Here is a 23,842-nt window from a genome sequence, read left to right as displayed (position 1 = left end):
TTCCTGCATATGACCTGCTCTGTAGTTGTAATGTGAAGTCACAGTCGACACTCGCTGCCGGCGCATGGGCCCTCGCCCGCGCCCGGTCTGACGGGAGGGTGCACTGATGGGCACGAACGACGCACAACCTGCCGATCTGGTGCTGTTCGGTGACGTGGTCACCATGAACGACGCCGCCCCACGCGCTCGGGCCGTCGCGGTGCGTGACGGTCGCATCGCCGCCGTCGGCAACGACGCCGAGGTGTTTCCGCTGATCGGACCGGCCACGATCACGGTCGACGTGCACCGCGCCTGCATACTTCCGGGATTCATCGAGGCGCACGGTCACCCGCTGAACTCCGCGGTGCTGCTCGGCGAACCGGTCGTGGACATCAGGCCGGTCACCGTCGCCGACGCGGCGGACGTGGTCGCCGCCGTCCGCCGGGCGGTCGACGAACACCCTGACGGCGCCGTGCTCAACGGGTGGGACCCCCTGCTCCAGAAGGGGTTGCCCGAACCGACCCGGGAATGGCTCAATTCGGTCGCTCCAGATACGTCCCTGGTCATCCTCCACAACACCGGGCACGTCGCGTATTTCAACGACGTCGCCGCGCGAGAGTCCGGGCTGACGAAGGACACACCGGACCCCGAGGGCGGCAGCTTCGGCCGCGACAAGTCGGGGGAACTGGACGGTTCGGCATTCGAGGCACCGGCCGTGATGGCGGTGGCCGCAGGCATCCTCGCCGGTGCCACCGAACGGTTGCCCGAACTCCTCGCCGCCGAGTGCGCCCGGATGAACGCCGCCGGCATCACGACCGCCAGCGAGATGGCGTTCGACCCCCGGTTCCGGGGTGCCCTCACCGCGATCGCCCGATCCGGTGTGCTGACCGCCCGGCTGCGGTTGTACGAGATGTCGAACCCGCAGCGCGCCTCGGAGGTCTCGCCCGGGGTCGGGAACGACCTGCTCCGCCAGGTGGGCATCAAGATCTGGTCGGACGGCTCGCCGTGGGTGGGCAACGCGGCCACCAGTTTTCCGTACCTCGACACGGAGGTGACGCGGTCACTCGGTCTCGCGGGCACCCGCGGCAAGGCCAACTACACGGAGGACGAGGTCCTCGAGATCAGCAGGCCGTACTTCGAGAACGGCTGGCAGATCTCCTGCCACGCCAACGGTGACGCGGCGGTCACCCTGGTCCTCGACGCGTGGGCGCGAATGCTCGCCGACACCCCGCGGGAAGATCACCGACTCCGGCTCGAGCACGTCGGCGCGATGACCCCGGACCAGTTCCGTCGAGCGACGGAACTCGGTGTCACGTGCAGCTTGTTCGTCGATCACCTCTACTACTGGGGAGACGTGCTCGTCGACGACCTGTTCGGCCCCGAACGCGGAGCACGATGGGCGGCTGCCGCGTCCGCGATCGCAGCGGGGCAGCGGATCTCGTTCCACAACGACGGGCCGGTCACCCCGACCAACCCGCTGCGCAACATCGCCGACGCCGTCACCCGCCGCACGCGATCGGGACGCGTCCTCGCACCCGAGGAACGCATCTCCGTCCCGGATGCGTTGCGCGCCGAGACGATCAACTCGGCGTGGCACCTGCAGAGCGAGGATGCCATCGGGGCGATCGTCCCCGGCATGCATGCCGATCTCGTGGTGCTGTCGGCGAATCCGCTTCTGGTGGACCCCGAGGACATCGCGGACCTGGAGGTGCTCGCCACGATCCTGGAGGGTCGAACGGTCTTCGGAAAGCTGGAGTGATCCGGGTGGCGCCCGGGTCCCGGGCCCTGCGCTCGATCGGGGCGTCGGCGGGAACCTGGATTCGCAACGCGGGCTACACCCGCAAATGGCTGGTTCTCGGCGTCGTGATCGGCCTCGTCGCCGGACTCGGCGCGGTCGTGTTCTACGTCGCCCTGTCGGAGGCGACGCAACTGCTGATCGTCGACATCGGTGGCTACCACCCGCCGACCGCGGCGGGCGACGGCGGGGCGGCAGGCAGCCGCGAGTTCACGAGACCGTGGGCGATTCCCCTCGTGGTGTGCCTCGGTGGTCTGGTGTCGGGGATCATCGTGTTCACCCTGGCGCCCGAGGCGGAGGGGCACGGCACCGATGCGGCGATCGAGGCCGTTCACCGAGATCCGCGCATGATCCGCGTCCGCGTCGTCCTCGTGAAGCTGGTCGCGTCTGCGATCACCATCGGGTCCGGCGGGTCGGGCGGCCGCGAGGGACCGACCGCGCAGATCTCGGCGGGTTTCGGTTCGCTCCTCGCCCGCAGACTCGACCTGTCGCCGCGGGACGGCCGAATCGCCGTGGCGATCGGCATCGGTTCCGGCATCGGTGCGATCTTCGGTGCCCCGCTCGGCGGCGCGGTGCTGTGCTGCACCATTCCGTACAAGGAGGACTTCGATTTCGAGATCCTGGTGCCGGCGCTGGTCACGTCGATCGTCAGCTACACCGTGTTCGGCAGCTTCCTCGGGTTCGGTCCGCTGTTCGGATACGCCGCGCAGGATTACGTCTTCGACGATCCGGTCCAGTTGGTGTGGTTCGCGCTCATCGGTGTGCTGGCCGGCGTGATCGGACTGCTGTACAGCGGAACGTTCTACACCGCCGTCGATCTCACCCACCGTCTCCCCGGCAGCCGGATCGTCAAACCGGCGGTCGGCGGGCTGCTCGTGGGACTGATGGCGCTCGTGTTGCCGGAGGTGCTGGGCAGCGGGTACGGCTGGATTCAGCAATCGATGGCCCGCGGCGCCCTCACGGACATCCCGTTGTGGGTGGTGCTGCTGTTGCCGTTCGCGAAGATCCTCGCGACGTCGCTGTCCATCGGCTCGGGCGGGTCCGGCGGCATCTTCGGACCGGGGATGGTGATCGGGGCGTTCACCGGAGCCGCGGTGTGGCGTGTGCTGGAACCGATCGCTCCGGCCGTTCCCGACAATCCGGCGCCCTTCGTCATCGTCGGAATGATGGCCTGTTTCGGCAGCATCGCGCGCGCTCCCCTCGCGGTCATGCTGATGGTCGCGGAGATGACGGGAAGCGTCGGCGTCCTCGTGCCGGGAATGATCGCGGTCGGGCTCGCGTATCTCATCGTGCGCCGATCGGGGAAGACGATCTACCGCGCGCAGCTCGAGAACCGTGCGGCGGCGCGGCTCGCCCACGGTTCCCCGGGATGATCGGATCGGGGTCCATGTGTGGGTGCCCGGTGGAATCCGGGTCCCTGTGTAGAGCGCCTGGCGGATTCCGGCATGCTTGTGGCCATGACTGTTCACGTTCCTCAGTACGTCGACCTACTCTGGCCAGCGCTTCAGGCTGCCATTGCTCTCGGTGGTTCGGCGTCCAACGAGGAGCTCGACAGCGCCGTCGTTGAGCGCGAAGGGCTTTCGTCCGACGTTCAGGGTGTGCTGCACGGAGACGGCCCCAGCACGGAGATCGAGTACCGGTTGGCGTGGGCGCGCACCTACCTCAAGGGGATGGGTCTGCTCACGAACAGCCGGCGCGGGGTGTGGAGTGTGACGGAGAAAGGCCGCGAGGTCGGCGAGAGCGAGATCCGCCCTCTGCACGCCGAATTCTCCGCCGAGAATCGCAAGAAGAATGCGGCCCGCAAGTCGGCGAAGGCGGCGTCCCGCCGGACGGACGAGCCCGACGCGAACATCGCCGAGGCGGAGAACGACGCGGACTGGAAGGACCTCCTGCTCGACACGGTCCTGAAGATGTCGCCCCCGGCGTTCGAGCGCCTGACCCAGCGGCTGCTGCGGGAGGCCGGCTTCTCCAGCGCGTCCGTCACCGGGCGCGGCGGCGACGGAGACATCGAGGGCCTGGGGGTGTACCAGCTGTCGCTGCTCAGTTTCCCGGTGTTCTTCCAATGCAAGCGGTACAGCGGCAGCGTCGGCGCCGGCGCGGTGCGTGACTTCCGCGGGGCGATGGCGGGCCGCGGCGAGAAGGGTCTGCTCATCACCACCGGAACGTTCACCGGTGACGCCCGCTCGGAGTCCAAGCGGGACGGGGCGCCGCCGATCGACCTCATCGACGGCGACCGGCTCTGCGACCTGCTGAAGGAGCATTCGCTGGGTGTCCAGACCACGACACGACTCGTCGAGGACGTCGAGGTCCGGTCGGACTATTTCCACTCCCTGGAACCGAAATGATCAGCATCGAGTAACCCACCACCGCCGGGACACTCTTTCCCGTTGCGGTATGGCCACGAAGCGATCACACCGACTCTGAAGCGATGCCGCCGGCGTCCTGCCATGTGTAAAGAGGAAGTTAAATGCACATGTCATTGATGTGAAAGACGACCGAGGGAAGTCGATATGACGACCACGACGCCGTGGCCGTTGATGGGCCGCACGGTCCGGCCGCCGGCGGGAATGCTGGTGGACCGGCGGTTCGGGATGCTCGTCGACCAGTTCTTCGGACTCTTCCACGACGCCAGCCAGGGCGGCGGTGCGCTGGCCGTCTATCTGCACGGCGAACCCGTCGTCGACGTGTGGGCGGGATGGTCGAGCCGCGACACCTTCTGGCAGGCCGACACCGTCACCCTCACGTTCTCCACCGGCAAAGGCGTCGCATCCACCGTTCTGCACCGACTCGCCGGTCGCGGGATCATCGAGTACGACGAGCCGGTGGCGCGGTACTGGCCCGAGTTCGCCGCCGAGGGCAAGGACGCGATCACGGTCCGTGAGCTGTTGTCGCACCGTGCCGGGCTGCACCGGGTTCGCGGGCTCGTGCCCGGTCCGCTGAGCCTGATGGACCATTCGCTGGTCAGTGCCGCGCTGGCCGCCGCGACCCCCGACCGGCGCAGGCTGAAGGTCCCCGGCTACCACGCGGTGACGTTCGGCTCGCTCGTCGCCGAACTGACGTCCCGCGCGGCCGGCGCATCGTTCACGGACCTCGTACGGACCGAGGTCGCCGAGCCGCTCGGGGTGAAGGAGTTCTGGTACGAGGTACCGCTGACCGAACGCGACCGGATCGCCAGGACCTTCCCGCACATCAACCCGTTCGGCGTTCCGTGGGGTGCGACGTCGTTCGCGATGTCGCGGCTGCCCGGGCTCCGCAACGTGGCCGACGCCGGCATGCCCGCCGGGTTCGACGCCCTGGTTCGCAACCCCGCGATCCACGACAGCGTGATGCCGGGGTGGAACGGCGTGTTCAGTGCCCGGGCGCTCGCGCGGATGTACGGGGCGCTGGCGAACGGCGGGACCGTCGGCGGTGCGAAGTTCCTGCAGCCGGAGGTCGTCGCGCAGCTCAGCGAGGTGCAGACGACGGCCCGCGACTACGTTCTGGGTATTCCGATGAACTGGCGGCTCGGCTACCACGCGGGGATGGTGGCGCGGCGCAGGCAGCCGTCGAATACCTTCGGCCACTACGGTTTGGGTGGGTCCGGTGCGTTCGCCGACGCGGAGACCGGGCTGTCGATCGCGTTCGTCACCAATCGGCTCGGCAACATGCTGACCCCCATCGCCGATCTCCGCCTGCCGAAGCTAGGTTCGACGGCGCTGGCCCTGGCCGGGCGGCTGTAGCCGAACACGACCGGCGGCGGGCCGGACCAATTCGAGGTCGACGCGCCGCTTTTCGATCGGCCGCGTGCCGCCGGTTCCGGACGGCGGGCGACCGGTAGCATCGTGTCCGTGACCGACGCGACCGCCCACACCAGCCGTCCTGATCGGTTGCGTGTCCTCGTCTACAGCGACGACGCGAGTACCCGACAGAAGGTCGTTCAGGCCCTGGGGACGCGTCCGCACCCCGATCTGCCGGAGTTGGAATACCTCGAGGTGGCTACGGCTCCGGTCGTGTTCACGAACATGGATGCCGGCGGTATCGACCTGGCGGTTCTGGACGGGGAAGCGGTGCCCGCGGGCGGGATGGGCATCGCCAAGCAACTGAAGGACGAGGTCGACGGCTGCCCGCCGATCCTCGTCCTGACCGGACGTGCCGACGATGCCTGGCTGGCCTCCTGGTCGCGGGCCGAGGCTGCGGTGCCGCATCCGCTCGACCCGATCCGGTTGTCCGATGCGGTCATAGCGCTGCTGCGCACCCGACTCTCCGCTTAGGGTCTCCTGACTTCCTTCCCCGCTGCCCGCACGCGCATCGAGCGCCTGTGCCGCAGGGGTTTTCCGTCGTTCGAGATCGCCCGGAACTGACTCGGTCAAATCGACCGGGCCCGACGACTTCCCTTGTACGCTGTGGCATAACTCACAAGAGCGTAGCTTCGGAAACGACCGTCCGGGATTCGGGCGGGCAGGCTCGGGAAGAGGGGAGCTGAGACGGCATGAATGTCTATGTGCCGATCCTCGTGCTCGGGGCGATTGCTGTCGCGTTCGCGGTGTTCTCCGTGATCGTGGCGAGGATCGTCGGTCCGAGGCGTTACAACCGTGCGAAGCTCGACGCCTACGAGTGCGGCATCGAGCCGACACCGTCGCCTCTGGGCGCGGGACGCATCCCGGTGAAGTACTACCTGACGGCCATGCTGTTCATCATCTTCGACATCGAGATCGTGTTCCTCTATCCGTGGGCGGTGCATTTCGATGCCCTCGGCTTCTTCGGTCTCGGGGCCATGGCCCTGTTCATCTTCAACGTCTCCGTCGCCTATGCGTACGAGTGGCGGCGTGGCGGTCTCAGTTGGGACTGATCTGCCCTGTGAGCGATCCAAAAGCTAAGTCGGAAGAGAAGAGTCGGATATGGGCATCGAGGAGAAGCTGCCGAGCGGCTTCCTGCTGACCACGGTCGAAGGGCTCGCGGGGTACGTCCGCAAGGGCTCACTGTGGCCGGCGAGTTTCGGGCTCGCGTGCTGTGCGATCGAGATGATGGCCACCGCCGGCGGACGCTTCGACATTGCCCGCTTCGGTATGGAGGCGTTCCGCGCCTCACCTCGGCAGGCGGATCTGATGATCGTCGCGGGCCGGGTGAGTCAGAAGATGGCTCCGGTGCTGCGGCAGATCTACGACCAGATGGTGGAGCCGAAGTGGGTGCTGGCGATGGGCGTGTGCGCGTCGTCGGGGGGCATGTTCAACAACTACGCGATCGTGCAGGGCGTCGACCACATCGTCCCGGTCGACATCTATCTGCCCGGTTGCCCGCCGCGGCCGGAGATGTTGCTGAACGCGATCCTGACGTTGCACGAGAAGATCCAGCAGATGCCGCTCGGCGCCCACCGGGAGGAGGTGGCGCGTGCGGCGGAGCAGGCCGCCCTGGCCGCCACCCCCACCATCCAGATGAAGGGGCTCCTGCGATGAGCGCCGCGCGAACGAGGGAGCGGAGCGAACCGAGCAGTTGGCGCCGGGGCCGTGTGGTCTGGACTGAGGAACGAGGGAGCGAAGCGAGCCGAGCAGTTGGTGCCGGGGCCGTGTGGTCTGGACTGAGGAACGAGGGAGCGTAGCGAGTGAGTGACGAGGGAAGACCACACGACCAAGCCCCGGCACCCGCGAGCGAAGCGAGCCATGTGATAGCCGTACGCCGGGGGTTGTTCGGGGTGCGGGGCACGGGGGATACGTCGGGGTATGGGCGGTTGGTGCGTCCGGTGTTGTTGCCGGGGAGTACGCCGCGGCCGTATGGGGGGTATTTCGATGAGGTGGCCGATGGGCTGGCGGAGGCGTTGGGGGAGTCGGGGGTGGGTTTCGAGGCGGCGTTGGAATCGGTGGTGGTGTTCCGGGGTGAGGCGACGTTCGGAGTGCGGCGGGAGTTCTTGCCGTTGGTGGCGCGGGTGTTGCGGGATGAGCCGGATTTGCGGTTCGAGATGTGTCTGGGTGTGAGTGGGGTGCATTTTCCGCAGGATGTGGGCCGCGAGTTGCATGCGGTGTATCCGTTGTTGTCGGTTACGCACAATCGGCGGATCCGGTTGGAGGTGGCGGTGCCGGATGCGGATCCGCACGTTCCGTCGCTGTACGACGTGTATCCGACGAATGATTGGCACGAGCGGGAGACGTACGACTTCTTCGGGATCGTGTTCGACGGTCATCCGTCGTTGACGCGGATCGAGATGCCGGACGATTGGCCGGGTCATCCGCAGCGTAAGGACTATCCGCTCGGCGGCATTCCCGTCGAGTACAAGGGTGCGGAGATCGCGCCTCCCGATGAGCGGCGGGGGTACAACTGATGAGCGAGGACACGGTATTCACGGTTGCCGGTCAGGATTGGGACGAGGTTGTCGACGCGGTGAAGGCGTCGTCGGAGGGTGCGCGCTCGGAGGGTCGCGAGGAGCGGATCGTCGTCAACATGGGTCCGCAGCATCCGTCGACGCACGGGGTGTTGCGGCTCATCCTGGAGATCGAGGGTGAGACGGTGACGGAGGCCCGGTGCGGCATCGGGTATCTGCACACGGGGATCGAGAAAAACCTCGAGTACCGCAGCTGGACGCAGGGCGTGACGTTCGTGACCCGGATGGATTATCTGTCGCCGTTTTTCAACGAGACTGCGTATTGCCTGGGTGTGGAGAAGTTGCTCGACATCACGGAGCACGTTCCGGAGCGGGCCAGTGTCGTCCGGGTGATGTTGATGGAGCTCAATCGCATCTCGTCGCATCTGGTGGCTCTGGCCACGGGCGGTATGGAGTTGGGGGCCGTCACGGCGATGCTGTTCGGGTTCCGGGAGCGTGAGCTGGTTCTCGACGTGTTCGAGATGATCACGGGGCTGCGCATGAATCATGCGTACATCCGGCCGGGCGGGTTGTCGCAGGATCTTCCGCCCGGTGCGGTGGAGAAGGTGCGCGAGTTGCTGACGCTACTTCCGGAACGGTTGCGGGACATGGAGAATCTGCTGAACGACAACCGGATCTGGAAGGGGCGCACCGAGGGCATCGGGTATCTCGATCTGACGGGGTGCATGGCGCTCGGGATCACCGGTCCGATGCTGCGCGCGACGGGCCTGCCGCACGATTTGCGGAAGTCGCAGCCGTATTGCGGGTACGAGAACTACGAGTTCGAGGTGAGCACCGCCACCGGGTGTGATGCGTACGGCCGCTATCTGATTCGGGTCGACGAGATGAAGGAGTCGCTGAAGATCGTCGAGCAGTGCCTCGACAAGCTGCGGCCGGGACCGATCATGGTGGAGGACAAGAAGATCGCGTGGCCCGCCGATCTGACGCTGGGCCCGGACGGTTTGGGTAACTCGCCCGGCCATGTTCGGGAGATCATGGACTCGTCGATGGAGTCGCTGATTCACCACTTCAAGTTGGTGACGGAGGGTTTCCGGGTGCCGCCGGGGCAGGTGTACGTGGCGGTGGAGTCGCCGCGGGGCGAGCTCGGTGTGCACATGGTGAGCGACGGTGGCACGCGCCCGTACCGTGTGCACTTCCGCGATCCGTCGTTCACCAATTTGCAGTCGGTGGCCGCGACCTGTGAGGGCGGGATGGTCGCGGACGTCATTGCGGCGGTCGCGAGCATCGATCCCGTGATGGGGGGAGTGGACCGATGACCGAGCGAACAGCACCCGTCTTCATCGAGTTCGGACCGAGGCCGGAGGAGAACGGGCTGCTGGTGCGGCCGGGTGCGCGTGAGGCGTATCCGCCGGAGGTCCGGGCGAGGCTCGACGCCGATGCCGACGCCGTCATCGGGCGGTACCCGAGTGCGCGCTCGGCGCTGCTGCCGCTACTGCATCTGGTGCAGGCGGAGGACGGATGCATCACGCCGGCGGGAATCGAATTCTGTGCCGGCAGGCTCGGGTTGACCGGAGCCGAGGTGGCCGCGGTCGCGACGTTCTATTCGATGTACCGGCGCGATCCGACGGGCGACTACTACGTCGGGGTGTGTACCAACACGTTGTGCGCGATCATGGGCGGCGACGCGATCCTGGCCGCGCTGGAGGAGCACCTCGACCTTCCCCACGGTGGTACCTCTGCGGACGGCAAGATCACCCTGGAGCACATCGAATGCAACGCGGCGTGTGATTACGCCCCGGTGGTCATGGTCAATTGGGAGTTCTTCGACAACCAGACTCCGGAGTCGGCCCGTTCGCTCGTCGATGCGCTGCGATCGGGGGAGCAGGTGACGCCGAGCCGGGGTGCGAGGTTGTGCACGTTCCGGGAGACGGCGCGTGTTCTCGCGGGTTTCCCCGATGATCGCCCCGGTGTGTCGGGCGCCGGCGCGGGCGCCGCCACACTGGCCGGCCTGCGCGTCGCACGCGAATTGGGTATGACGGCACCGGATCCCGCGGAGACGTCGCTGATCCCGGAGCAGTCGGCGAACACCGAGTCGGTGGCGGCGGAGTCCGCCAAGGACGAGCCGGCACCAGCGCCGTCCGCGACGGTGCCTCCGGACCGCGCCACGTCCGAGACGGATCCGGCTGCCACCGACCCCGGACGAAAGGGAGACTGACATGCCGTTGACCCCGGTCCTCAGCCGCTACTGGGACGAGCCCGAGTCCTGGACCCTCGACACCTACCGGCGTCATGACGGGTACGAGGGTCTGCAGAAGGCGCTGCGCACCGACCCGGACGCCGTCATCTCGACGATCAAGGAGGCCGGACTGCGCGGGCGCGGCGGTGCCGGATTCCCGACGGGCATGAAGTGGTCGTTCATCCCGCAGGGCGACGACAAGCCGCACTACCTCGTGGTCAACGCCGACGAGTCGGAGCCGGGCACGTGCAAGGACATGCCGCTCCTGCTGGCCACGCCGCACGCGCTCGTCGAGGGCGTCATCATCGCGGCGTACGCGATCCGCGCCGGACACGCGTTCATCTACGTCCGCGGTGAGGTGGTGCCGGTTCTGCGCCGGCTGCAGGCCGCGGTCGCGGAGGCGTACGCGGCGGGCTATCTCGGGAAGAACATCCTGGGCACCGGGTTCGACCTGGAACTGGTGGTCCACGCGGGTGCCGGCGCGTACATCTGCGGGGAGGAGACGGCGCTGCTCGACTCGCTGGAGGGGCGCCGCGGTCAGCCCAGGTTGCGTCCGCCGTTCCCCGCGGTGGCGGGTCTCTACGCGTCACCGACCGTCGTCAACAACGTCGAGTCGATCGCGAGTGTTCCGCCGATCATCGTGAACGGCATCGAGTGGTTCCGGTCGATGGGCAGCGAGAAGTCGCCCGGTTTCACCCTCTACTCGCTGTCCGGGCACGTGACCACACCCGGGCAGTACGAGGCGCCGCTCGGGATCACCCTGCGGGAGCTGCTCGAGTACGCGGGAGGAGTGCGCGCCGGGCACCGGTTGAAGTTCTGGACCCCGGGTGGCTCGTCGACGCCGATCTTCACCGACGAGCACCTCGACGTCGCTCTCGACTACGAAGGTGTCGGCGCCGCCGGATCGATGCTGGGCACCAAGGCGCTGCAGATCTTCGACGAGACGACATGCGTGGTGCGAGCGGTGCTCCGCTGGACCGAGTTCTACGCGCACGAGTCGTGTGGCAAGTGCACGCCGTGCCGGGAGGGCACCTATTGGCTGGTGCAGATCCTGGAGCGCCTCGAGCGTGGGGAGGGGACCGACGCCGATCTGGAGAAGCTCCTCGACATCGCCGACAACATTCTCGGCAAGTCGTTCTGCGCTCTCGGTGACGGAGCGGCGAGCCCGATCATGTCCTCCATCAAGTACTTCCGCGACGAGTATCTCGCGCACTTCGAGCAGGGCGGCTGCCCGTTCGACCCGCACGAGTCCACGCTGATGGCGGGGGTGCACGCATGATGCTTGCCATGACCCGGCGCGGGGCCGCGCGTTCTGGACCGAGGAGCGAGGGAGCGTAGCGAGTGAGTGACGAGGGAAGGGCGGGCGTCAAAGCCCCGGTGCCCGCGAGCGAAGTGAGCCGTGAAACAACAGTGAGCGTCGTCATCGACGGTGTCGAGGTGAGTGTTCCCAAGGGCACGTTGGTGATTCGCGCGGCGGAGATGATCGGCATTCAGATCCCGCGGTTCTGTGACCACCCGTTGCTCGATCCGGTCGGCGCGTGTCGTCAGTGCCTCGTCGATGTGGAGGGTCAGCGCAAGCCGCTGGCGTCGTGCACGACGACGGTCACGGACGGCATGGTGGTGCACACGCAGCTCACGTCACCGGTCGCCGACAAGGCGCAGAAGGGTGTGATGGAGTTGTTGTTGATCAACCATCCGCTGGACTGCCCGGTGTGTGACAAGGGCGGCGAGTGCCCGCTGCAGAATCAGGCGATGTCGAACGGGCGTGCGGAGTCGCGGTTCGGGGAGGTCAAGCGCACGTTCCCGAAGCCGATTCCGTTGTCGACGGAGGTTCTGCTGGACCGTGAGCGGTGTGTGCTGTGCGCGCGGTGCACCCGGTTCTCCCAGCAGGTTGCTGGTGACCCGTTCGTCGAACTCATGGAGCGGGGTGCGCTGCAGCAGGTCGGGATCTACGCGAAGGAACCGTTCGAGTCGTACTTCTCCGGCAACACGGTCCAGATCTGCCCGGTGGGTGCGCTGACCGGCACGGCGTATCGGTTCCGTGCCCGGCCGTTCGACCTGATCTCCAGCCCCAGTGTGTGCGAGCACTGCGCCAGCGGTTGTGCGCAGCGCACCGATCATCGCCGGGGCACTGTGCTGCGCCGGTTGGCGGGCGACGACCCCGAGGTCAACGAGGAATGGAACTGCGACAAGGGCCGGTGGGCGTTCGCGTACGCCACGCAGCGTGACCGGATCGGCACACCACTGGTCCGCGGCGCCGACGGCCGACTGGCACCCGCCTCCTGGTCGGAGGCGCTGGCCGCTGCGGCGCGGGGGCTGACAGCCGCACGGGGCAGTGTGGGTGTTCTCGTCGGGGGTCGGTCCACGTGGGAGGACGCCTACGCCTACGCGAAGTTCGCGCGAACGGCGCTCGGCACCAACGACATCGACTTCCGCGCTCGTGCGCATTCCGCGGAGGAAGCCGAATTCCTGGCCGCCCGGGTGGCGGGGCAGCGTCTTGCCGTCACCTACGAAGATCTGGATGCCGCACCGGTCGTCCTCCTCGTCGGATTCGAGCCGGAGGAGGAGTCGCCGATCGTGTTCCTGCGGCTGCGCAAGGCCGCCCGCGCGAAGTCCGTTCCGGTGTACTCGGTGGCCCCGTACGCGTCCCGTGGCCTGGCGAAGATGACGGGCACGCTGCTCCGCGCCGCACCGAATGCGGAGCCGGAGGTCCTCGATGGACTCCGTACCGGTGATCGGGAGTCGGCCGTCACCGCACTCCTGCGTCGACCGGGCGCGGTGATCATGGTCGGCGAGAGGCTCGCCGCGGTGCCGGGGGCGCTGTCCGCGGCGGTCCGGCTGGCCGACGACACCGGGGCCCGCCTGGCCTGGGTGCCGCGGCGGGCCGGTGAACGCGCTGCACTGGAGGCGGGTGCGCTGCCCGGACTGCTGGCGGGTGGCCGCCCGGTCGGCGATCCTGTGGCACGGCGGCAGGTCGCGTCCGTGTGGAACGTCGCGGATCTGCCGGACACCGTGGGTCGCGACACCGCGGGCATTCTCGCGGCGGCCGCAGCGAAAACGCTCGGTGCGCTGCTGATCGGCGGGGTGGAGGCCGACGACCTTCCCGACCCGGAGGCGGCATTGGCCGCCGTCGACGCGGCCGGATTCGTGGTCAGCCTGGAACTGCGTCACAGTGCGATCACCGACCGTGCGGACGTGGTGTTTCCCGTTGCGCCCGTCATGGAGAAGCCCGGTGCGTTTCTCGACTGGGAGGGCCGCATTCGCGATTTCGACACCGCGCTCCGCAACACCGGTGCGATGCCCGACCAGCGGGTGCTGCACGCCATCGCCGGAGAAATGGGTGCCCCGCTCGCACTTCCCGATGCCGCGACCGCACGTCGTGAACTCGAGCGGCTCGGCGCCTGGGACGGTGACTTCCCCGCTCCGCCGGACCACCGGCAACCGCCGCGACCGGAACCCGGGCCGGGGGAGGCAGTGCTGGCGACCTGGCGGATGCTGCTCGACTCGGGACGGCTGCAGGACGGGGAACCGCACCTGGCGGGCACGGCCCGCACCCCGGTGGTGAGGATGTCCGCCGCCACGGCGGCCGAAACCGGTGCCGGTGACGGAGATCCGATTACGGTGTCGACGGAACGGGGCGCCGTCACCCTGCCGCTGACGATCACCGACATGCCGGACCGGGTGGTGTGGTTGCCGCTGAACTCGCCCGGCTCCGCGGTCTACCGGCAACTGGCCGCGGTCGCGGGGAGCGTCGTCCACGTCCGCCGTGCGGCCGACACCGACGGCGCCGTCCCGGGAGGTGCGCTGTGACGATCGACGCCGTCTACCCCGACCCGGCGCTCTTCGGTCACGACCCGTGGTGGCTGGTGGTCGGCAAGGCCCTGGCGATCTTCGTGTTCCTCGTCCTCACACCGCTTCTGACGATCCTCGCCGAACGCAAGGTGATGGCCTGGATGCAGATGCGCGTCGGCCCGAACCGCGTGGGCCCGCGGGGCATGCTGCAGAGCCTCGCCGACGGCATCAAGCTCGCCCTGAAGGAGGGGATCGTCCCCAAGGGTGTCGACAAGCCGATCTACATCCTCGCCCCGATCATCGCCGCGGTGCCAGCGTTCATGGCGTTCGCCGTGATCCCGTTCGGACCCGAGGTCTCGATCTTCGGGCACCACACGGCCCTGCAACTGACCGACCTCCCGGTGGCCGTCCTCTACGTTCTCGCGGCCACGTCGATCGGCGTCTACGGCATCGTGCTCGCCGGTTGGGCGTCCGGCTCCACGTACCCGTTGCTGGGCGGTCTGCGCTCGACGGCGCAGGTGATCTCGTACGAGATCGCGATGGCACTGTCGTTCGCGGCCGTCTTCCTGGACGCCGGAACCATGTCCACGTCCGGCATCGTCGCCGCCCAGGAAAGCACCTGGTACGTCTTCCTGCTGCTGCCGTCGTTCCTCATCTACGTCACGTCGATGGTCGGTGAGACCAACCGCGCGCCGTTCGACCTGCCCGAGGCCGAGGGTGAACTGGTCGGCGGCTTCCACACCGAGTACTCCTCGCTGAGCTTCGCGATGTTCATGCTCGCCGAGTACGTCAACATGGTGACGGTGTCGGCCCTCGCCACCACGTTGTTCCTCGGCGGCTGGCACGCACCGTTCCCGATCAGCCTGTGGGACGGCGCGAACTCCGGCTGGTGGCCGGTGCTGTGGTTCACACTCAAGGTCTGGTGCTTCCTGTTCGTCTTCGTCTGGTTGCGCGCCACCCTGCCCCGGCTGCGGTACGACCAGTTCATGGGTCTCGGCTGGAAGATCCTGATCCCGATCTCGCTGGTGTGGGTCATGATCGTCGCCACCGTCCGCGCGTTCCGCAACGACGGACACGACGTCCGAACGATCGCCCTCGCCGTCGCGGGCCTGGTGGTGGCAGTGGTCGTGGTGGCGCTGCTGTGGAACCGCCTGCGTCCGGGCCGCGTCCGTGCACCCGAGGAACCGCCGGCACGGGGACGCGCCGAGCTCTCCCCGGAGACGCTCGAACCGTTCGACCCCATGGCCGGTGGGTACCCGGTGCCGCCCATGCCGGGGCAGACGCTGCCTGCGTTCCGGCGCACGCCCGTCTCCGTCACCGGCGCGCAGTCCAGCGGATCGACCCAGGAGAACAGTGATGACTAAATTCCTCGGCCCCATAGCCGGATTCGGCGTGACCTTCTCGACGATGTTCAAGAAATCGAACACCGAGTTCTACCCCGAGGAGAAGACGCCGACGGCGCCCCGCTATCACGGCAGGCACCAGCTCAACCGGTACGCGGACGGGCTGGAGAAGTGCATCGGGTGCGAACTGTGCGCCTGGGCGTGCCCCGCCGACGCCATCTTCGTGGAGGGCGCCGACAACACCGACGAGGAACGCTTCTCGCCGGGTGAACGGTACGGCCGCGTCTACCAGATCAACTACCTGCGGTGCATCGGGTGCGGGCTGTGCATCGAGGCGTGCCCGACGCGGGCGCTGACCATGACCAACGAATACGAGATGGCCGACGACAACCGGGCCGGCCTGATCTACGAGAAGGACCGGCTGCTGGCGCCGCTCGAACCCGGCATGGCAGATTCGCCGCATCCGATGGCCCCAGGCACCACGGCCGAGGACTACTACCGCGGCACGGTGACCGGGGGAGCGGCGGCTGCGTCGCAGGATGCGTCCGCGGCCGACGACGAGGCGGGGGACAGGCCGTGATCGAGGGAGGAGAGCCGACGTGGTGAACACGATGCCGTCCGCGGTCCACTTGGTCGCGGAACCCTTCACCCAGACCTCGACGGGTGAGGGGGTGCAGTTCTGGATCCTCGGGACCCTGGCCGTGATCGGTGCGCTGGGAGTGGTCAGCGCAACCAAAGCCGTCTACTCGGCGATCTTCCTCGCCACCACGATGATCATCCTGGCCGTCTTCTACATCGCGCAGGGCGCGCTGTTCCTCGGCGTCGTGCAGATCGTCGTCTACACCGGTGCGGTCATGATGCTGTTCCTGTTCGTGCTCATGCTCATCGGCGTCGACTCCTCCGAATCCCTCGTCGAGAACCTGCGCGGTCAGCGGGTGGCCGCGATCGTCGCGGGACTGGGCTTCGGACTGCTCCTGATCGGTGGCCTCGGGAGTGCGTCCGTGTCCGCGTTCACCGGTCTCGACGAGGCCAACGCGGCGGGCAACGTCGAGGGCCTGGCGGAGCTCGTGTTCGTCCGGTACGTGTGGGCGTTCGAACTCACCGGTGCGTTGCTGATCACCGCGACAATCGGCGCCATGGTGCTCGCCCACCGCGAACGTTTCGAGCGCCGGAAGGACCAGCGTGAGCTGTCCCAGGACCGTGTCCGGGAGGGCGCCCGAGTCACACCGTTGCCCAGCCCGGGCGTCTACGCGCGGCACAACGCGGTCGACATACCGGCGTTGCTTCCCGACGGCACGTTCTCCGAGCTGTCCGTGAGCCGGTCGCTCGAACGGCGGGCGAGCCTGCCTGCGCGGGCACTGGGCACCGCGGACGTCGCGACCCCCGAACCCGGTGGGTCCGAGGAAGGGGGCCGGCGATGAACCCGGAGAACTACCTCTACCTGTCCGCGCTGCTGTTCACGATCGGCGCGGCGGGAGTGCTGATCCGGCGCAACGCGATCATCGTGTTCATGTGCATCGAACTGATGCTCAACGCCTCGAACCTGGCGTTCGTGACGTTCGCCCGCATGCACGGCAACCTCGACGGTCAGGTCTTCGCGTTCTTCACCATGGTCGTCGCGGCCGCCGAGGTGGTCGTCGGTCTGGCGATCATCATGACCATCTTCCGTTCCCGCCGTTCGGCTTCCGTCGACGACGCCAACCTCCTCAAGAACTGACGGGTCCACGATGACGCACATCCTCGAGAAGGTGACTTTGCCCGACGACGACACCCCGATCGGCGGTGCGGCATGAGCGGAACGCTCTCGTCGGCCGTGTGGCTCCTCCCGGTTCTGCCGCTCCTCGGTGCCGCCGTGCTCCTGCTGACCGGCAGGCACAGCGATTCGTGGGGTCACCTCCTCGGCTGTGTGACGGCGCTGGCCTCCTTCGCGCTCGGCGTCGCGTTCTTCGTTGACATGCTGGGCCGGGACACGGCCGACCGCACGGTGCACCAGGTTCTGTTCAGCTGGGTGCCGGTCGGCGCACTGCAGGTGGACTTCGGACTCCAACTCGACCAGCTGTCCATGTGTTTCGTGCTGCTGATCACCGGCGTCGGTTCGCTGATCCACATCTACTCGGTCGGGTACATGGCGCACGACCCGGAGCGCCGGAAGTTCTTCGCCTATCTGAACCTGTTCCTCGCCGCGATGCTGCTGCTGGTCCTCGCCGACAACTTTCTGGGCCTGTACGTCGGTTGGGAGGGTGTGGGTCTCGCCTCGTACCTGCTCATCGGCTTCTGGCAGTACAAGCCGACCGCGGCGGCGGCCGCGAAGAAGGCGTTCGTGGTCAACCGCGTCGGCGACATGGGCCTTGTCTTCGCCATGATGATGATGTTCTCGACGTTCGGTTCGGTCGAATTCGCCGACGTGTTCACGGGCGCCGAGGCCGCGAGCGAGGGGATACTCACCGCGATCGGGCTGGCGCTTCTGCTCGCCGCCTGCGGCAAATCGGCGCAGGTTCCGTTGCAGTCCTGGCTCGGTGACGCGATGGAGGGCCCCACACCGGTGTCGGCGCTCATCCACGCCGCGACCATGGTGACCGCGGGTGTCTACCTCATCGTCCGTTCGGGCGCGATCTTCGACCTGGCCCCGAATGCCCAACTGGCCGTGGTGATCGTCGGCGCGGTGACGCTGCTGTTCGGCGCGATCATCGGCTGCGCGAAGGACGACATCAAGAAGGCACTGGCGGCGTCGACGATGAGTCAGATCGGGTACATGGTGCTCGCGGCCGGCCTGGGACCGGCGGGGTATGCGTTCGCGATCATGCTCCTGCTGACCCACGGCTTCTTCAAGGCCGGTCTGTTCCTCGGTGCCGGCTCGGTGATGCACGGGATGAACGACGAGGTGAATATGCGGCACTACGGCGGACTACGGACCTTCATGCCGATCACGTTCGTCACGTTCGGGCTGGGATACCTGGCGATCATCGGGATTCCGCCCTTCTCCGGTTTCTTCTCCAAGGACAAGATCATCGAAGCGGCGTTCGCCGCCGAGGGCGCCGAGGGCATCGTCCTCGGAACCGTGACGCTGCTCGGTGCGGGACTCACCGCCTTCTACATGACCAGGGTGATGCTGATGACCTTCTTCGGACAACGGCGCTGGGAACCCGAGGCCGACCCCCACGAGTCGCCGGGGGTGATGACGGTGCCGATGATTCTGCTCGCGGTCGGCTCGGTGGCCGCGGGTGCGCTGCTCGCCGTCGGTTCCTCGCTGCAGCACTGGCTGGAACCTGTCGTCGGGGCCCATCACGGCGAGCCCGCGCTCCCGGTCTGGGCGATCACGGGTCTCACCCTGGTGGTGGTGCTCGCCGGGGTGGCGGTGGCCTACCGGCAGTACGCCCGGCAGCCGGTCCCCGACGTCGCGCCGGCGAAGGTCACCGCGCTCACCGTCGCGGCCCGGAGGGATCTGTACGGCGACGCGTTCAACGAAGCGGTGTTGATGCGGCCCGGGCAGGAGTTGACGCGAACGCTGGTGACCGTCGACGACCAGGGGGTCGACGGGGCCGTCAACGGGTTCGCCGCGCTGGTCGGCGGGACGTCGATGCGGTTCCGGCGCCTGCAGACCGGGTTCGTCCGGTCGTACGCCCTGTTCATGTTCGCGGGCGCGGCGCTTCTCGTCGCCACGATGCTGGTGAGGCTGTGGTGAGCGGGTTCCCGTGGCTGACCGCCCTGTGGGTGCTGCCACTCGTCGGCGCCGGTGTCGTCCTCGCCCTGCCCGTCGACCGGCGCGCGCTCGCGAAGTCGACAGCGGTGGGCGTGTCCGTGGTGGTGCTGTGCCTGGCGGTCGTGCTCGCGATCCGATTCGATCCGACCGGCGAGCAGTACCAGTTCGTCGAATCGCACGCCTGGATCCCGGCGTTCGGCACCCGGTACATCCTCGGCCTGGACGGCATCGCGCTCGTCCTCGTGCTCCTCACCGCCGTTCTCGTGCCACTGCTGTTGCTGGCGGGGTGGAACGACGGTGACTCCGCTCCGGACTACACGCGGCGGCGGATGGCCCACACGTACGTGGCGCTGACGCTGGTGGTCGAGGCGATGGTGATGGTGTCGTTCACCGCCCTCGACGTCCTGCTCTTCTACATCTTCTTCGAGGCGATGCTCATCCCGATGTACTTCCTGATCGGTGGATTCGGTGGGGTGGGGAAGTCGTACGCCGCGGTGAAGTTCTTGCTCTACAACCTGTTCGGCGGCCTCATCATGCTCGCGGCGGTCATCGGGGTGTATGTGGTGACGGCCCGTCAGGACGCCTTCGGGGGCGGTACGTTCGACTTCCGGGTGATCGTCGCCGAAGGGCTGGACGCGGACCCCGGCGTGCTGAAGGCGCTGTTCCTCGGATTCATGTTCGCGTTCGCCGTCAAGGCGCCGCTGTGGCCGTTCCACACCTGGCTGCCGGGCGCCGCGGTGGAGGCCACGCCGGCCAGCGCGGTGCTCATGATGGCCGTCGTCGACAAGGTCGGCACATTCGGCATGCTGCGCTTCTGCCTGCAGATGTTCCCGGACGCATCCGCGTACTTCGCGCCGTTCGTCACGGTGCTGGCGGTGATCGGCATCATCTACGGCGCGGTCCTGGCGATCGGGCAGACCGACGTGATGCGGCTGATCGCGTACACGTCGATCTCCCACTTCGGGTTCATCATCCTCGGCATCTTCGTCATGACGAGCCAGGGGCAGGCCGGGTCGACGCTCTACATGGTCAATCACGGCATCTCGACTGCGGCCCTGTTCCTGATCGCGGGATTCCTGGTGTCGCGGCGCGGCACGCGCGTCATCGCCGACTACGGCGGCGTGCAGAAGGTCGCCCCGGTGATGGCCGGGACGTTCCTCGTGGCGGGTCTCGCCACGCTGTCGCTGCCGGGGCTGGCGCCCTTCGTCAGTGAGTTCCTCGTCCTGATCGGCACGTTCTCTCGCTACCAGATCGCCGCCGTGGTGGCGACTTTCGCGCTCGTCCTCGCCGCGATCTACGTGCTGTGGCTCTACCAGCGGATGATGACCGGGCCGGTGAAGGAGGGCAACGAGTCGGTACGCGACCTCGTGCGCCGCGAGATCGCAGTGGTGGCGCCGCTGATCGCGCTGCTGCTCGTCCTCGGCGTCTACCCGAAACCCGTACTCGACGTCATCACGCCCGCGGTGAGCCACGTCCTCGTCACCGTCGGTGAGCACGATCCCGCACCCACCGTCGCCGAGCAGGACCCCCAGGGAGGTACGCACCGATGAGTCCCTCCGAACTCGTCCTCGCCCAGTCCGCGATGCTGCCGGCGCCGGACATCGAATACAGCCGGCTGGCGCCCATGCTGATCGTGTTCGGAGTGGCTGTCGCGGGTGTACTCGTCGAGGCGTTCCTGCCGCGGCGTGTCCGCTACTCGAGCCACCTCGTTCTCGGACTCGGAGGTCTCACCGCCGCATTCGTGGCCGTCGTCCTGCTCGCCGGGACCCGCGCCTCGGTGGTCGTGGGCGCGGTGGCCGTCGACGGCCCGACGTTGTTCCTGCAGGGCACCATCCTGCTCATCTCGATCCCCGCGATCCTGCTCATCGCGGAGCGCGGGGTCGACAGCGGGGTCGCGGCGGCGACCGCGGAGGTCACCGCGACGGCGGGGGCGGAGTCGGAAGGGGGAACCGATGCCTTCACCCCGCAGGCGTTCGCCGTCCCCGGCAGTGTCGCCGAACGGGAGGCCACCCGGTCCGCCCCGGGGCATACCGAGGTCTTCCCGCTCACGCTGTTCGCGGTCGGCGGGATGCTCCTGTTTCCGGCGTCCAACGACCTTCTCACCATGTTCGTCGCCCTGGAGGTGCTCTCGCTGCCGCTGTACCTGTTGTGCGGGCTGGCGCGGCGTCGCCGCCTCCTGTCGCAGGAGGCGGCCCTCAAATACTTTCTGCTGGGTGCGTTCTCGTCCGCGTTCTTCCTGTTCGGTGTCGCATTGCTGTACGGCTACGCGGGCACGGTCGAGTTGCCCCGGATCGCGGACGCGCTGGCTCGCGGCACCGACGACAAGGCGCTGGCACTGATCGGTACCGCGCTCCTGTCGGTGGGTCTGCTGTTCAAGATCGGCGCCGTGCCGTTCCACTCCTGGATTCCGGACGTCTACCAGGGCGCGCCGACGCCGATCACCGCCTTCATGGCCGCGGCCACCAAGGTCGCCGCGGTCGGTGCGATGCTGCGCATCTTCTACGTGGCACTACCGGACCTGCGCGCCGACTGGCGGCCCGTGATGTGGGGAGTCGCCATCCTGACCATGGTGGTCGGCGCCGTCCTGGCGGTCACGCAGAGCGACGTCAAACGCATGCTCGCCTACTCGTCCGTCGCGCACGCCGGGTTCATCCTCACCGGTCTGATCGCGGCCAACCGGGCGGGTCTGTCGTCCACGATGTTCTATCTGCTGGCCTACGGATTCAGCACGCTCGGCGCGTTCGCGGTCGTCACCCTGGTGCGCGACAGCCGGGGTGAGGCAACGGACCTGTCCCGCTGGGCGGGGCTGGGGCGGCGGTCGCCGCTCGTGGGCGGGGTCTTCGCCCTGTTCCTGCTCGCGTTCGCCGGAATCCCGTTGACGAGTGGGTTCGTCAGCAAGTTCGCGGTCTTCCAGGCTGCCGTCGAGGGCGGCGCCGCTCCGCTCGTTCTCGTCGGTGTCGTCAGCAGCGCGATCGCGGCGTTCTTCTATGTCCGTGTCATCGTGCTGATGTTCTTCTCGGAACCGCAGAGCGACGCCCCGACGATCGTGGTGCCCAGCATGTTCACCGCCGCCGCCATCGCCGTCGGAGTGGTGGTGACCGTGGTGCTCGGAATCCTGCCGCAGGGCGCCCTGGATCTGGCGGACCAGGCCGCGGTGTTCTTCCGCTGACCTGAGGGTGCCTGCGGGTCGCGAGTGCCCGATGTGACGGATGTAGTGCAAGTGGCTGGCGGGACCGGTGTGAGTGTGGTGGAATGCAAACCGGACAAGATACCGACTGCACGAGAGTGAGTGTCGGAGACACGCCGGAGCGCGACCGATCGGATATGGGGGCCACAGTGCAGATTTCTCGACGAGACCTGTTCCGGTACGCGGCGGCGGGATCTGCCGTGGCCGGAATCGCGGCGCTCACGTCCACCACGTCCTCGGTCGCCGTCGCGAAGGCGGACGGTCTGGGCACCCTGATCGACTACGCGGGTGGCGTCCCCTCGGCGGACGCCATTCTCGAGGCGGGGTACGACGGCGCCATCCGCTACGTGTCCGATCGGCGTCCCGGCGCCGAGTGGATGGAGGGTAAGCCGATGCTCGCCGACGAGGCGCAGGCGCTGCTCGATGCCGGACTGTCGGTCGTGTCGTGCTACCAGTTCGGCAAGGGGCCGACGGCCGACTGGCGCGGCGGGCTCGAGGCGGGTAAGCGCCACGCCGAACGCGGCCTCGAATTGCACCTCGCCGCAGGCGGTTCCGAGGACCGGCCCATCTATGCGTCCATCGACGACAATCCCTCGCCCACCGATTTCCTCACCATGATCGGCCCGTACCTCGCGGGGTGGGAGTCGGTCGTCGGCAAGGGCAATACCGGCATCTACGCCAACTCGAAGACGCTGGATCTGGCGATCCTCGCCGGGTTCGGTTCGTTCTACTGGCAGCACGATTGGGGCACGCCGGAGGGGTACGTCCACCCGTCGGCGCACCTGCACCAGTACGAGATCGATGCGAGCAACGTCGACGGGGTCGGCATCGATCTCAACGACATCCTGAAGCCCGACTACGGGCAGTGGTGACTGGTCACGCGGCCGGTTGTCCGCCGATTCTCGTCAGCCACTCCCGGGCGTCGTCGGGCAGGTTCCCGGCGGCTTCCGCTGCGCGACACCACTTCTTGGCCGTCGCGAGAAAGTTCATCGGGTTGTACGCGTCCTCCTCGCGCGACCACAGGTTGTCGCCGGCGTAGTGCAGGATGGTGATGTTGGCGGTCGCGTGCTCCGAACCGTCTCCGGGATCCTCCATCGGGTTGTCGATCTCGCAGATCACCCATCCCCGGTCTTCGTCGATCACGTACCAGTTGGCCGGGAACTCGGTCATCCGGCTTCCGGGGAACGCCGACATGGTGCGGGTGACCCAGCGGCGAATGGCTTCGCGTCCGTCGAATTGTCCGAAGGCGTGCTCGACATACGTGGCGTCCTCCGTGAAGAGGTCGGCGAAGCCGTTCCAGTCGCCGAGTTCGACGCAGCGACCGACGCTTCGCTGATAGTGGGCGAATGCGTCTTCCAGTTCGGCACGGCTCCACGGCATGCATGCATCCCTTCTCTCGTCCGGCACTCCCCGAAGAATGAGAACACGTTTCAGTTCGAGTGTGCGGCGTTTTCCGGTGGATGGGACTGTGAAACGCTGACCGTGGAAACCCCGATTACCCTCTCGTCACTCCTGTCA

Annotated in this window: 21 protein-coding genes; 20 read left to right on the top strand and 1 reads right to left on the bottom strand. The window is 67.6% G+C overall.

What is annotated here, in order from left to right:
- Positions 1 to 106 precede the first annotated feature (106 nt).
- The 20 genes from ACFTWF_RS41305 to ACFTWF_RS41210 all read left to right on the top strand — a co-directional run bounded on the left by ACFTWF_RS41305 (position 107) and on the right by ACFTWF_RS41210 (position 23,196).
- A complete protein-coding gene (locus ACFTWF_RS41305) occupies positions 107 to 1,738 on the top strand; it encodes an amidohydrolase (protein WP_378466858.1) in 1,632 nt (543 codons plus the stop codon).
- Positions 1,735 to 3,147 carry a chloride channel protein gene (locus ACFTWF_RS41300; RefSeq protein ID WP_378466857.1) on the top strand — a complete coding sequence of 471 codons (1,413 nt, stop codon included), beginning with the start codon at positions 1,735 to 1,737 and terminating at the stop codon, positions 3,145 to 3,147. Before ACFTWF_RS41305 ends, ACFTWF_RS41300 begins: the two co-directional genes overlap by 4 nt.
- Positions 3,148 to 3,219: 72 nt before the next feature.
- Positions 3,220 to 4,119: a restriction endonuclease gene (locus tag ACFTWF_RS41295; protein ID WP_378466856.1), complete on the top strand. Its 900-nt coding sequence runs from the start codon at positions 3,220 to 3,222 to the stop codon at positions 4,117 to 4,119.
- 165 nt (positions 4,120 to 4,284) lie between these two features.
- Positions 4,285 to 5,493 carry a serine hydrolase domain-containing protein gene (locus tag ACFTWF_RS41290; RefSeq protein ID WP_378466855.1) on the top strand — a complete coding sequence of 403 codons (1,209 nt, stop codon included), beginning with the start codon at positions 4,285 to 4,287 and terminating at the stop codon, positions 5,491 to 5,493.
- Positions 5,494 to 5,601: 108 nt separating this feature from the next.
- Entirely contained in the window at positions 5,602 to 6,024 is a 423-nt protein-coding gene (locus ACFTWF_RS41285) for a hypothetical protein (protein WP_378466854.1), read from the top strand.
- A 218-nt stretch (positions 6,025 to 6,242) separates the two neighbouring features.
- Entirely contained in the window at positions 6,243 to 6,602 is a 360-nt protein-coding gene (locus ACFTWF_RS41280) for an NADH-quinone oxidoreductase subunit A (protein ID WP_073363447.1), read from the top strand.
- Positions 6,603 to 6,651: 49 nt separating this feature from the next.
- Positions 6,652 to 7,206 carry an NADH-quinone oxidoreductase subunit B family protein gene (locus ACFTWF_RS41275; RefSeq protein ID WP_185728646.1) on the top strand — a complete coding sequence of 185 codons (555 nt, stop codon included), beginning with the start codon at positions 6,652 to 6,654 and terminating at the stop codon, positions 7,204 to 7,206.
- 146 nt (positions 7,207 to 7,352) lie between these two features.
- Positions 7,353 to 8,066 carry an NADH-quinone oxidoreductase subunit C gene (locus ACFTWF_RS41270; protein ID WP_378466853.1) on the top strand — a complete coding sequence of 238 codons (714 nt, stop codon included), beginning with the start codon at positions 7,353 to 7,355 and terminating at the stop codon, positions 8,064 to 8,066.
- A complete protein-coding gene (nuoD, locus tag ACFTWF_RS41265) occupies positions 8,066 to 9,382 on the top strand; it encodes an NADH dehydrogenase (quinone) subunit D (protein ID WP_378466852.1) in 1,317 nt (438 codons plus the stop codon). Before ACFTWF_RS41270 ends, nuoD begins: the two co-directional genes overlap by 1 nt.
- Positions 9,379 to 10,281: an NADH-quinone oxidoreductase subunit NuoE gene (gene nuoE, locus ACFTWF_RS41260; RefSeq protein WP_378466851.1), complete on the top strand. Its 903-nt coding sequence runs from the start codon at positions 9,379 to 9,381 to the stop codon at positions 10,279 to 10,281. The genes nuoD and nuoE overlap by 4 nt, the downstream gene beginning before the upstream one ends.
- 1 nt (position 10,282) lies before the next feature.
- Complete coding sequence (nuoF, locus tag ACFTWF_RS41255) at positions 10,283 to 11,581, top strand: NADH-quinone oxidoreductase subunit NuoF (RefSeq protein ID WP_378466850.1); 1,299 nt, start codon at positions 10,283 to 10,285, stop codon at positions 11,579 to 11,581.
- A gap of 98 nt (positions 11,582 to 11,679) precedes the next feature.
- Complete coding sequence (locus ACFTWF_RS41250; protein WP_378466866.1) at positions 11,680 to 14,112, top strand: NADH-quinone oxidoreductase subunit G; 2,433 nt, start codon at positions 11,680 to 11,682, stop codon at positions 14,110 to 14,112.
- Complete coding sequence (gene nuoH / locus ACFTWF_RS41245; RefSeq protein ID WP_378466849.1) at positions 14,109 to 15,458, top strand: NADH-quinone oxidoreductase subunit NuoH; 1,350 nt, start codon at positions 14,109 to 14,111, stop codon at positions 15,456 to 15,458. Before ACFTWF_RS41250 ends, nuoH begins: the two co-directional genes overlap by 4 nt.
- A complete protein-coding gene (nuoI, locus tag ACFTWF_RS41240; RefSeq protein ID WP_378466848.1) occupies positions 15,451 to 16,017 on the top strand; it encodes an NADH-quinone oxidoreductase subunit NuoI in 567 nt (188 codons plus the stop codon). The genes nuoH and nuoI overlap by 8 nt, the downstream gene beginning before the upstream one ends.
- Before the next feature lie 31 nt (positions 16,018 to 16,048).
- Entirely contained in the window at positions 16,049 to 16,858 is an 810-nt protein-coding gene (locus ACFTWF_RS41235; protein ID WP_378466865.1) for an NADH-quinone oxidoreductase subunit J, read from the top strand.
- Entirely contained in the window at positions 16,855 to 17,154 is a 300-nt protein-coding gene (gene nuoK, locus ACFTWF_RS41230) for an NADH-quinone oxidoreductase subunit NuoK (protein WP_005239116.1), read from the top strand. The genes ACFTWF_RS41235 and nuoK overlap by 4 nt, the downstream gene beginning before the upstream one ends.
- 72 nt (positions 17,155 to 17,226) lie before the next feature.
- Complete coding sequence (gene nuoL, locus ACFTWF_RS41225) at positions 17,227 to 19,119, top strand: NADH-quinone oxidoreductase subunit L (RefSeq protein ID WP_378466847.1); 1,893 nt, start codon at positions 17,227 to 17,229, stop codon at positions 19,117 to 19,119.
- The gene (locus ACFTWF_RS41220) at positions 19,116 to 20,687 is read left to right on the top strand and encodes an NADH-quinone oxidoreductase subunit M (protein WP_378466846.1); all 1,572 of its coding nucleotides are present in this window, start codon (positions 19,116 to 19,118) and stop codon (positions 20,685 to 20,687) included. Before nuoL ends, ACFTWF_RS41220 begins: the two co-directional genes overlap by 4 nt.
- Entirely contained in the window at positions 20,684 to 22,306 is a 1,623-nt protein-coding gene (gene nuoN, locus ACFTWF_RS41215) for an NADH-quinone oxidoreductase subunit NuoN (protein ID WP_378466845.1), read from the top strand. Before ACFTWF_RS41220 ends, nuoN begins: the two co-directional genes overlap by 4 nt.
- Before the next feature lie 155 nt (positions 22,307 to 22,461).
- Positions 22,462 to 23,196, top strand: coding sequence for a DUF1906 domain-containing protein (locus tag ACFTWF_RS41210; protein ID WP_378466844.1), 735 nt, complete (start codon positions 22,462 to 22,464; stop codon positions 23,194 to 23,196).
- A 4-nt stretch (positions 23,197 to 23,200) separates the two neighbouring features.
- Here the strand turns inward: ACFTWF_RS41210 and ACFTWF_RS41205 are convergent, their stop codons facing one another.
- Complete coding sequence (locus ACFTWF_RS41205; RefSeq protein ID WP_378466843.1) at positions 23,201 to 23,704, bottom strand: nuclear transport factor 2 family protein; 504 nt, start codon at positions 23,702 to 23,704, stop codon at positions 23,201 to 23,203.
- Positions 23,705 to 23,842: the final 138 nt, after the last annotated feature.

The sequence above is a fragment of the Rhodococcus sp. NPDC056960 genome (assembly GCF_042674125.1).
In the GTDB taxonomy this organism is placed as follows: Bacteria; Actinomycetota; Actinomycetes; order Mycobacteriales; family Mycobacteriaceae; genus Rhodococcus_F.
This window is presented reverse-complemented; position numbering and strand designations above follow the sequence as displayed.